Origin of the sequence: Paracoccus beibuensis (assembly GCF_026162625.1) — a bacterium.
Classification (GTDB): domain Bacteria; phylum Pseudomonadota; class Alphaproteobacteria; order Rhodobacterales; family Rhodobacteraceae; genus Paracoccus; species Paracoccus beibuensis.
Map to the genome: position 1 here is coordinate 1 of NZ_JAOTBD010000065.1, position 8,951 is coordinate 8,951.

General features: G+C 66.8%; 7 protein-coding genes. All 7 read right to left on the reverse strand.

Annotation, left to right across the window (positions count from 1 at the left end):
- Positions 1-674: 674 nt before the first annotated feature.
- Complete coding sequence (locus OC159_RS19240) at positions 675-1,916, reverse strand: cytochrome P450 (RefSeq protein ID WP_265502860.1); 1,242 nt, start codon at positions 1,914-1,916, stop codon at positions 675-677.
- Positions 1,917-1,986: 70 nt separating this feature from the next.
- Entirely contained in the window at positions 1,987-3,618 is a 1,632-nt protein-coding gene (locus OC159_RS19245) for a GMC family oxidoreductase (RefSeq protein WP_265502862.1), read from the reverse strand.
- Positions 3,619-3,622: 4 nt separating this feature from the next.
- Positions 3,623-4,261 (reverse strand): gluconate 2-dehydrogenase subunit 3 family protein, encoded by a 639-nt coding sequence (locus OC159_RS19250; protein ID WP_265502864.1) that lies wholly within the window; start codon positions 4,259-4,261, stop codon positions 3,623-3,625.
- A complete protein-coding gene (locus OC159_RS19255; RefSeq protein WP_265502865.1) occupies positions 4,254-5,147 on the reverse strand; it encodes a hypothetical protein in 894 nt (297 codons plus the stop codon). The genes OC159_RS19250 and OC159_RS19255 overlap by 8 nt, the downstream gene beginning before the upstream one ends.
- Complete coding sequence (locus OC159_RS19260; protein WP_265502866.1) at positions 5,144-6,253, reverse strand: enolase C-terminal domain-like protein; 1,110 nt, start codon at positions 6,251-6,253, stop codon at positions 5,144-5,146. The genes OC159_RS19255 and OC159_RS19260 overlap by 4 nt, the downstream gene beginning before the upstream one ends.
- Positions 6,253-8,049 carry a thiamine pyrophosphate-requiring protein gene (locus OC159_RS19265; RefSeq protein ID WP_265502867.1) on the reverse strand — a complete coding sequence of 599 codons (1,797 nt, stop codon included), beginning with the start codon at positions 8,047-8,049 and terminating at the stop codon, positions 6,253-6,255. Before OC159_RS19265 ends, OC159_RS19260 begins: the two co-directional genes overlap by 1 nt.
- Before the next feature lie 211 nt (positions 8,050-8,260).
- Positions 8,261-8,908 (reverse strand): glycoside hydrolase family 15 protein, encoded by a 648-nt coding sequence (locus tag OC159_RS19270; RefSeq protein ID WP_322626753.1) that lies wholly within the window; start codon positions 8,906-8,908, stop codon positions 8,261-8,263.
- Positions 8,909-8,951 lie beyond the last annotated feature (43 nt).

Here is an 8,951-nt window from a genome sequence, read left to right on the forward strand (position 1 = left end):
GCTTGGGCTGCCGCCCGGAGCATCGCGCAACGACATCATCGCCGCGATGGAGGGGCATGTCGTCGCAAAGGGAGAGACCATCGGAACCTACGAACGTCCGGCACCGGAAACTGCCGGCAACCGAATCGACGCCGCGTGGCAGAGCTCCCGGTCCTGCGATAGCTGAAGTTGGCACGGACACGCAGTTGCGACGGCCCCGTGCTAAGTTGCCCGGATGAACGTGCCGCGGGCCCGTACTCGATCTGCCTCAGGCAGATGCGGCTGACAAGGCGTAACCCGCAGCTTCATAACGGCATCGATCTTGATGGTCGGCAGCGGCTCTGGCCGTCGCCGATTGCAGAGGTCTGGCCGTTGCGGAAGGCGAAGTTCGCCACAGTGAGACCGGGCTCCGAGGATCATCGGCGATTCCGGCGTTGCGGCTCGCCTCCGTCAACTCGCTCAGACGGATGACCGCGAAAGAAGGATCTCGTCAGCTCCTTGCAGATGGATTGCCCGTTCGGTTTCGGGCCACCTGCTCGGTCGATCAGTTGAAACAGCTGACGAAGGCGATCCCTCGTCTTGCCGGAGAGTTGAGGCAAAATCCCGGGTTCGTTCCTTCTGAGATGAAGCTCGCCGTTCTGATGACGCGCATCCTGGTTGGAAGGCCGATTCCAGGCGTGCCTGCAATCAGGTCCTCAGGTCTTTTGGCGGATATGTGTCAATACCATTCCCGACCGTGGTCGTGCGGGCATTCGCCTCAGCGAGACAGAAAGGTCCTGTGGCGGCACAGAATAGATCATCTCTTCGACCAGCAGGCGGGTCGCCTCGCGGATCGTCGCGACTGTAAGCTGCTCACCGGGGCATCGGTGGCTTTCGGCAGTCCGGCCACCGCCTTGCGGCACGAAGTCGTAACCCTGATCGCGCCACGACGGTGCCCGGTCGGGGTCGAATGCGCCGGGTTCTGGAAAACGGCGGGGGTCATGGTCGGTTCCGTGAAGGTCCAGCAGGACCCAGTCGCCCTTGGCGAAGTGGTGCCCGTTCCAGTCGATGTCGCAGAGCGCGATGCCGCCGATGACCGGGAAGAACGGATAGAGGCGACGAACCTCTTCGGCGAAGCGTTCGTAGACGCGGTCCTTCGCGCCGCGCAAGGCCGGAACCCATGCCGGGTGCTCATGCAATGCGAGGGCCGCGAACATGACGAAGCGGCCAATCGCGACAGTCGGGCGCAGGATGTTCAGCAGCTCGACGGCCGCTGCCTCGGGGCTCAGTTGACGTCCCGACGGATCGCGAAAGTGCGCGATCTGGCCGGCCGGGGTCGTGCGCTGTGCGTCGGTGCGCAGGTGCCGCACCAGACCGATGGCGAAACGCTCCGCCGAGCGTCGCCGCGCCAGCGCCACCAGCATCTGCGGCCCGACATGGCCCGCATACTCCACCATCGACCCCAGGTCGCGACAAAGCCGGATGTCGCGATCACCGTCGAGCGGCACGCCTGCCCACCGGCAGACCGCGCGCGTCAGAACCAGGTTGACCTGATCGAGCAGAACGATCGACGACCGGCCGGACCACCGCACCACCGCCTCGCGCCATTCCTGCCTGAAGAGGTCGAGGAAGCCGCGCTCTGCCTCATCGCCCATCAGCAGGTCCACGAACATCGCCTTTCGGTGGCGGTGCGGCGCGCCGTCCAGCAGCTGCACGCTGCCCTTGTCCTGGAGCAGGCGAAGCACGGTCTGCGGCATGGCCCCGCGCCGGGTAAAGCATCCGCTGCCATAGAACATGGCGGCTGCGTCCTGACCGCGCACGCAGATCACCGGCCGCAGCATGATGCGGGTCCGGAACAGGTCCGTCCGCAGCGCGTCGCAGCGCGACGAGACGAACGTATAGCCTTCGCGCAGGAAGGCGATCGTATGATCGAAGCCGGGAAGGCGCGGTTCAGGCATTGGCGGCTCCGTCATGGGGGCATGGTCTTTCGCGGCGCGATGTCATCGACAAATCCCCTCGCCCGCCGGGTCACAACTCGCCCCGTCGTGCCATTGCGGCAATGCGGTCGCCGGTACGGCAAGCCATGGCTTGGATGGTCAGCGACGGGTTCACACCGCCGACGGTCGGAAAGACCGAGCCGTCGCAGATCCACAGGTTCGGGATGTCCCAGCTGCGGCAGTCGGCATCGACGACGCTGGTCTGCGGATCGTCGCCCATCCGCGCACCGCCGTTCAGGTGGCAGGTGTCGTCCGTCTGCTTCCAGATGTCGCGGGCGTCGGTGGCCCGCAGCGCCTGCCCCATGAAATCCAGAGCATGGCCGATCATCGCCCTGTCGTTGTCGCACCAGGAATAGGTCACGCGCGGGATTGGCAGCCCGTACTGGTCGGTCTCGTCTGCCAGCGTCACGGCGTTGCGTTCCTGCGGCAGCATCTCGCCCACCATCTTGAGGCCGACCTGATGGTTGTAGTTCTGCATTTCGGCGATCAGCGCCTCTCCCCAAAGGCCGCGGCTGGCCAGTTGGGTATTGGCCCAGAGCTGCGGCTCGGGACCCTGGCTCATGTAGCAGTAGCCGCCATGAAAATCCTTGCCCTCGTCCTGATAGTTCCAGTGCTCGGTCAGCGCTAGGGACGGCGGGGACTTGTAGGACCGGATCTCCTTGCCGGATATGCCCCAGACCGCCTGGTTCGACTGGACGGTCAGGTATTTGCCGACCAGGCCCGAGCGGTTCGCAAGCCCCTCGGGAAAGCGGCTGTTGGCCGAGTTCAGCAGCAGGCGCGGCGTCTCGATGGCATATCCCGCGACAACCACGTTTCGGGCGCGCTGAAAGCGCCATTCACCGCCCCGGTGATAATGCACGCCCGTCGCACGGTCGCGGCCGTCCACCTCGACCCGGCCGACCATAGCCAGATCCCTGATCTCGGCCCCGGCGGCAATGGCGCGGGGGATCCAGGTGACCAGCGCGCTCTGCTTGGCATTGGTGGAACAGCCCAGCACACAAAAGCCGCGATAGACGCAGGGGCGGGCGCGGCCACGAGGCGCCGAAAGGGTTGCGATGGGGGTTTCGGTCCAGGGAATGCCCATCGCCTCGCAGCCCTCGGCAAGCGCCAGCGCTGCGGCGTTCAGCTTGTGCGCGCGATAGGGATAGCGGGGACGTGGCGGTCCCCACGGATAGTTCACCGGCCCCGAAATTGCCAGCGCCTCCTCGACCTCGCGGTAATAGGACCACATTTCGCGCCAGTCGAGCGGCCAGTCGAAGCCATAGCCCAGCTTGCTGCGCGACTTGAACCATTCCGGGCGGAACCGCAGCGACACCATGGCAAAATGCACCGTGCTGCCGCCAACCGATTTGCCGCTGTTGTTCGACCCAAGCTGCAACGGGTTTTCCCCGTCCACCAGTCTGTCGTCCGTCCAGAAGAGCTTGCTCTGCTCGGCCTCGTCGGACGCGAAATCCTCCAGCGGCCGCCAGAAGGGGCCGGCATCCATGGCGACAACCGAAAAGCCGGCCTCGGCCAGCTTGCAGGCCAGCGTCCCGCCGCCCGCACCGGTGCCGACGATGACAAAATCGACCTCCTCGCTTTCGTCGTATTCCCGCATCGGAACCCAGCCGCCGGGTGTGAACACATCCGGGGCACGGCCGCCCGTCGCGCGGGGCGTCTGCATCGGATCACCTGACACGGCGGTTCTTCCTGATCGCGGCGGCATCATCGCCGTCCTTGACTTCGGCAGCTTCCCAAGGGTCGCGCCGGTCATAGCCCGTGCGGACATAGCCGCGCGGGCTGGCTGGTCCGCCCCAGCCGATCTCGCTCCAGGCGGTCGGGTGAGAGTAGTAGGCGAAGACGATGTCTCTGGCGACAAGCTGCGTGAACAGGGTCGCAGGCGGTATTCCGCCCCAGGACGAGTGGTGCAGATCGCCGTTCTGCATGCGGTGCAGGATCCCATCACGTTCGGGCCCGGACAGCTGCCGGAACGGCATGCCATGTGCCGCCTGCGCCTCGGCATCCAGTGCGGCCAGCGCCTTGCGCCACGCCTCGCCAGCCTGCGGCACCCCCGCCTGGCGGAAGCCGTCGCCTTGGCCGGACAGCAGCCTTGCCTCGACAAAATCAGTCACAGGGATCGGATCGTGACGCCGTTGCGGAACGATGCGGTCGGCGATGCTGCGGACTGTCTCGAACTCAGCGGCGCTGAAGAAGCGCGGCCCCTTCGGCGTCGCAAGCCGGTTGTCGATCACGCGGCGGGTCACGTCGTTCCAGGAAGGCCCGTTGCGCTTGGTCATCACGTCATAGCCGGGATAGCGGTCACTCATGGGCCTCCTCCATCAGCCGCGTTGCGGCCAGCCCGGCAAGGGCCAGCCCGGTGTAACTCGGGGGGGCGGGCAGAGGCGGACCCTCCAGCAGGTTCTGGCTCCAGTTCCGCCAGCCGCCCATCATCCGGTGCACCCCCCATGCATGAAAGCCGACGCCGGCCAGCCCTGTTGCAGCCGTCGCCCAGAGCCAGCCGCGCGTGGTGCGCAGGGATGGTCGACCAGCCCCGGCGGCGACGCCGGCAAGGCAGAGCGAGGCGACGGGCGGGATCGTCACCGGCAGGACCATGGCCGGGTTGTGAAACGCGCCCCGGAAATGCAGAAGCCAGACCTCGGCCACGTCGCCCAGGATTCCGATCGCGGCGAGTGCGGCCAAGGCCCTTCCCGACTGGCTGTCCGGACGCACCTGCCCAGTCCGTAGCTGCTGCCCGGCAAGCCCTGTCAGGCCCGCCAGGGATAATGCGCCGGGTGCGCCGACGGGGGCGGCATAGAACAGGTTCTGCCAGGACCAGCCGCCCGGGCGCTTGGAGATGTCATAGATGTGAAAGCCCAGGCCAGCGACCCCCGTCAGCATCGCCAGGACATGAACGCCGGTGCGCATGCGATTTGGCTGGCGCGCGCCGGACAGTGACGCCGCTATGGTCGCGCTTGCCACGGCAAGCGGCACATACATGCCCCGATGTTCGAAGGATCCGCGATAATGCTCGACCGCGCTGTCGAACAGGACCGATCCCGCCAAGGTCGCCGCACCCAGATCGAGCTGCCGGGCGGCCTGTTCCCTGGGCGGTTGTCTGATTGGGGCTGGGCGGTTGCTGCGGGCCGCGAGTCCTCCCAGAACGGCGGCGGCGAACAGGCCAGAGACGGCGATGGCTGCGTTCCGGCCCCTCATGCCGACACTTTCCGGACGAAGCGTTCGGCATCCGCGTCCTTGAACACCAGTCCCAGGCCGGGGCGGTCGGACGCCGGACTGACGGTTCCGGCGCGCGGGGTCGGGGCGCCGTCGAACAGCATCGCTTCGATGCGGACATGATCCGCGAACCACTCCAGGTGCCGCAGGTTCGGGACGCTCGCTCCGATGGTCGTGTGCAGCGCCGGTGCGCAATGCGCCGACATCGGGACGTGGTGCACCTCGGCCAGCGTCGCCGCCTGCAGAAAGCCGGTGATCCCAAGGCATCGCGTCGCATCCGCCTGCAGCACATCGACACTGCCGGTCGCCAGCATCCGGCGGAAATAGTCCGGGTCATAGCCGTATTCGCCGGCCGCGATGTCCATCATCGGCGGCGCGTGGTCGCGCACGAAGCGCAGGCCCGCCAGGTCGTCCGAGGACACCGGCTCCTCGAACCACCGGACGTCCAGTTCGGCGGCCATGGCGGCCATGCGCAGGGCCTCGCGCGGGGTGAAGGCGCCGTTGGCGTCGACGAACAGCGCGGCGTCCCCGATCGCCTGCCTGGAGATCCGCATGCGGTGGAGGTCACGCCCGGCCTCCGCGCCGATCTTCATCTTGACCCATCGGCAGCCATCGCGCTCGATCCAACCGGCAAGCTGCCGCGTCAGGTCGTCGTCTGACATGGTGGTGAAGCCGCCGCTGCCATAGACCGGCACGCTGTCGCGGACACGGCCCAGCAGGGACGCGAGCGGCAGGTCCAGAAGCCTGGCCTTCAGATCCCAGAGCGCCGTATCGACGGCCGAGATCGCCGTCGCCGCCACCCCGGCCACGCCCATGTTGCGCAGGCGGCGGCGCATGGAAAGCCAGCATGCCGGCAGATCGAAGGCGTCGCAGCCCGCGATGCAGTCGGCCAGCGGGCCATTGATCAGGGCAGCCGCGCTGGCATCCGTGTAGCTGTAGCCCATTCCGGTCATCCCGCCCGCCCGCGCCTCGACCACCACAAGGGTCGTCGAGGTCCAGGTCAGGGTGCCGTCGCCCTCCGGCCCCTCGGTCGGGACGCTGAAGGCCCGCGCACGGACCGAGCCTATGCCCGCCTCGGGCGCCGCCATCAGTCCTTGTCGTCCTTGTCGTCGGGAAGGACAGAGCCAAGCACCTGCCGCGCGGTATTCGCGATCATGCTGCCCCGGTTCGGGTCGGCGATGATGCTCGAGGCATAGTTGCGCATCTGCTTGAAGGTGATGTGCGGCGGCATCGGCGGAACCTCGGGATCGGTCTTGACCTCCAGCACCACCGGCACCGGCGAGGCCAGAGCCTCGTCCCAGGCCGAGGCCAGACGGTCGGGGTCATCCACGAAGATGCCGCGCAGGCCGATCATTTCGGCAAAGCGGTGATAGGGGACGTCGGGGATGACCTGCGTCGCCTCGAACTTCGGATCGCCCTCCATCACCCGCTGTTCCCATGTCACCTGGTTCAGGTCCTCGTTGTTCAGGACCATGCAGATCCAGTGGGGTGAGGCCCATTGCTTCCAATACTTGGCGACGGTGATCAGCTCGGCCATGTTGTTCATCTGCATGGCCCCGTCGCCCACCATCGCGATGACGGGGCGTTCGGGATGGGCGAACTTGGCGGCGATGGCATAGGGCACCGCCGCGCCCATCGACGCCAGGCCCCCCGACAGAGACGCCATCATCCCGCGCCGCATCTTGAGATCCCGCGCATACCAGTTCGCGCAGGACCCGGAATCCGAGGTCAGGATCGCATTATCGGGCAGGCGGGGAGACAGCTCCCAGAAGATGCGCTGCGGGTTCACCGGGTTGGCCGGCTGCATGGCCCGGTCCTCCAGCGTCTCCCAGGATTTCGCGACGCTCTTTTCGACGGTCTCGCGCCAGGACCGATCCTCCTTGCGCTGCAACAGCGGCAGCAGCGCGCGCAGAGTTTCGGCGCTGTCGCCGACAAGGTTCACCTCCATCGGATAGCGGATCGACAGCATCCCCGGGTCAAGGTCGATCTGCACGCCCCGCGCCTGGCCCTCTTCGGGCAGGAACTCGGAATAGGGAAAGCCCGAACCGATCATCAGCAGCGTGTCGCAGTTCATCATCAGCTCGTGGCTGGCCTCGGTGCCCAGAAGTCCGATCGAGCCGGTCACCCAGGGCAGGTCGTCGGGCAGCGCGGCCTTGCCCAGAAGGGCCTTGGCCGCCCCGGCGCCAAGCGTCTCGGCCACCTGGATGACCTCGTCGGTGGCGTGCAGGGCGCCGGCCCCCACGAGGATCGCGACCTTCGACCCCGCGTTCAGCACATCGGCCGCGCGCTGCAGGTCGGCGTCATAGGGGACGACGCGGGGGCGGGTATAGCCCACGCCCGACATGACCGCGCCATGCGCGCGGGGCGGTTCCTCATACGCCTCCTCCTGCAGGTCGTTGGGAAAAATCAGCGCCGTCACCCGGCGTTCCCCCACGGCCATGCGGACCGAGCGGTCGACCAGATGCCGCACCTGGCCCGGCACCGAGGCCTGCTTGACGAAGGTCCCCGCGACGTCCTTGTAGAGCGCCTCAAGATCCAGTTCCTGCTGGTAATGCGCGCCGACGGCGGTGCGGGCCTGCTGGCCCACGATGGCCAGCACCGGCATGTGATCCAGCCGCGCGTCATAAAGCCCCGTCACCAGGTGCGAGGCACCGGGTCCCGAAGTCGCCAGGCAGACGCCCAGTTCTCCCGTGAACTTGGCATGGGCCGAGGCCATGAAGGCGGCCATTTCCTCGTGGCGGACCTGGACGAACTCGATGTCGCCCCCGCGCCGCTGCAATGCGCCCAGAAGACCGTTGATCCCGTCGCCGGGGTAACCGAAGACGCGGCTGACGCCCCAGGCTTTGAGTCGCTCCCAGAAGTAATCTCCGACTGTCTGGCTCATGAGACGCTCCCTTCTCTTTGGACAATTGCGGGTCTGTGGCTGTTCGCGCAGTCCCGGAACCGGAAGAGCGCAGGATTGTTCCTTGATGTTCGAATCGCCGCGCCGGGAACGGCCGGTACCTGACCAGTCATACGCCAACGCATGGGTGGATGCGGGATCTGGAACTGCGTGCCAGCGGCGGGGGCAGCCGCGTCGTTGAGGGGCGCAGCAGTCACGGTTCGCGGCTGACGTTCCCGGCCGGAGGACGATCAAGCCGCCAGAAGTTCAGCGCCGTGTCGATCATCGAGAAGTGCGAGAATGCCTGCGGGAAATTGCCGACCTGCATCCCCGCCTCGACATGGTATTGCTCTGCCAGCAGGCCCACGTCGTTGCGCAGGGACAGAAGCCTCCCGAACAGCGCCCGCGCCTCGTCCTGGCGACCCTGAAGGAAAAGGTTGTCCGCCAGCCAGAAGTTGCAGGCCAGAAAGGCACCTTCTCCGGCAGGCAGGCCATCCTCGGCCTCGGCGCTGTCATAGCGCAGGATAAGCCCGTCCTTGGACAGGTCGCGCTGGATCGCCTGCACGGTGGCAACCATGCGCGGATCGGTGGCTGGCAGGAAACCCACCAGAGGCATCAGCAGCACCGCCGAGTCGAGCGACTTCGACACAAAGAACTGCACGAAGACACTGCGGTCGGCGTCGAAGCCATGGTTCAGGATCTGGGTCCGCAACATCTCGCGCAGGTCGCGCCAGCGGTCCACCGGTCCTTCGAGGCCGAAACGCTCGACCGAACGGATCGCCCGGAGCTTTGTTGCGCAAAGAGCTTGAAGGCCGGACTTCCCCTTTCCCCGGGCGGACTTATCCCACGAGCTCTGTGACAGGTATGCCGAGCGCCGTGTAGCCGTTAAGCACGGCGGCGCGAAT

Excerpts from the sequence above, each read along its gene's own strand:
- OC159_RS19250 (WP_265502864.1), bottom strand. The coding sequence starts at position 4,261 with ATGAGTGACCGCTATCCCGGCTATGACGTGATGACCAAGCGCAACGGG.
- OC159_RS19255 (WP_265502865.1), bottom strand. The coding sequence starts at position 5,147 with ATGAGGGGCCGGAACGCAGCCATCGCCGTCTCTGGCCTGTTCGCCGCC.
- OC159_RS19265 (WP_265502867.1), bottom strand. The coding sequence starts at position 8,049 with ATGAGCCAGACAGTCGGAGATTACTTCTGGGAGCGACTCAAAGCCTGG.
- OC159_RS19260 (WP_265502866.1), bottom strand. The coding sequence starts at position 6,253 with ATGGCGGCGCCCGAGGCGGGCATAGGCTCGGTCCGTGCGCGGGCCTTC.
- OC159_RS19245 (WP_265502862.1), bottom strand. The coding sequence starts at position 3,618 with ATGCAGACGCCCCGCGCGACGGGCGGCCGTGCCCCGGATGTGTTCACA.
- OC159_RS19240 (WP_265502860.1), bottom strand. The coding sequence starts at position 1,916 with ATGCCTGAACCGCGCCTTCCCGGCTTCGATCATACGATCGCCTTCCTG.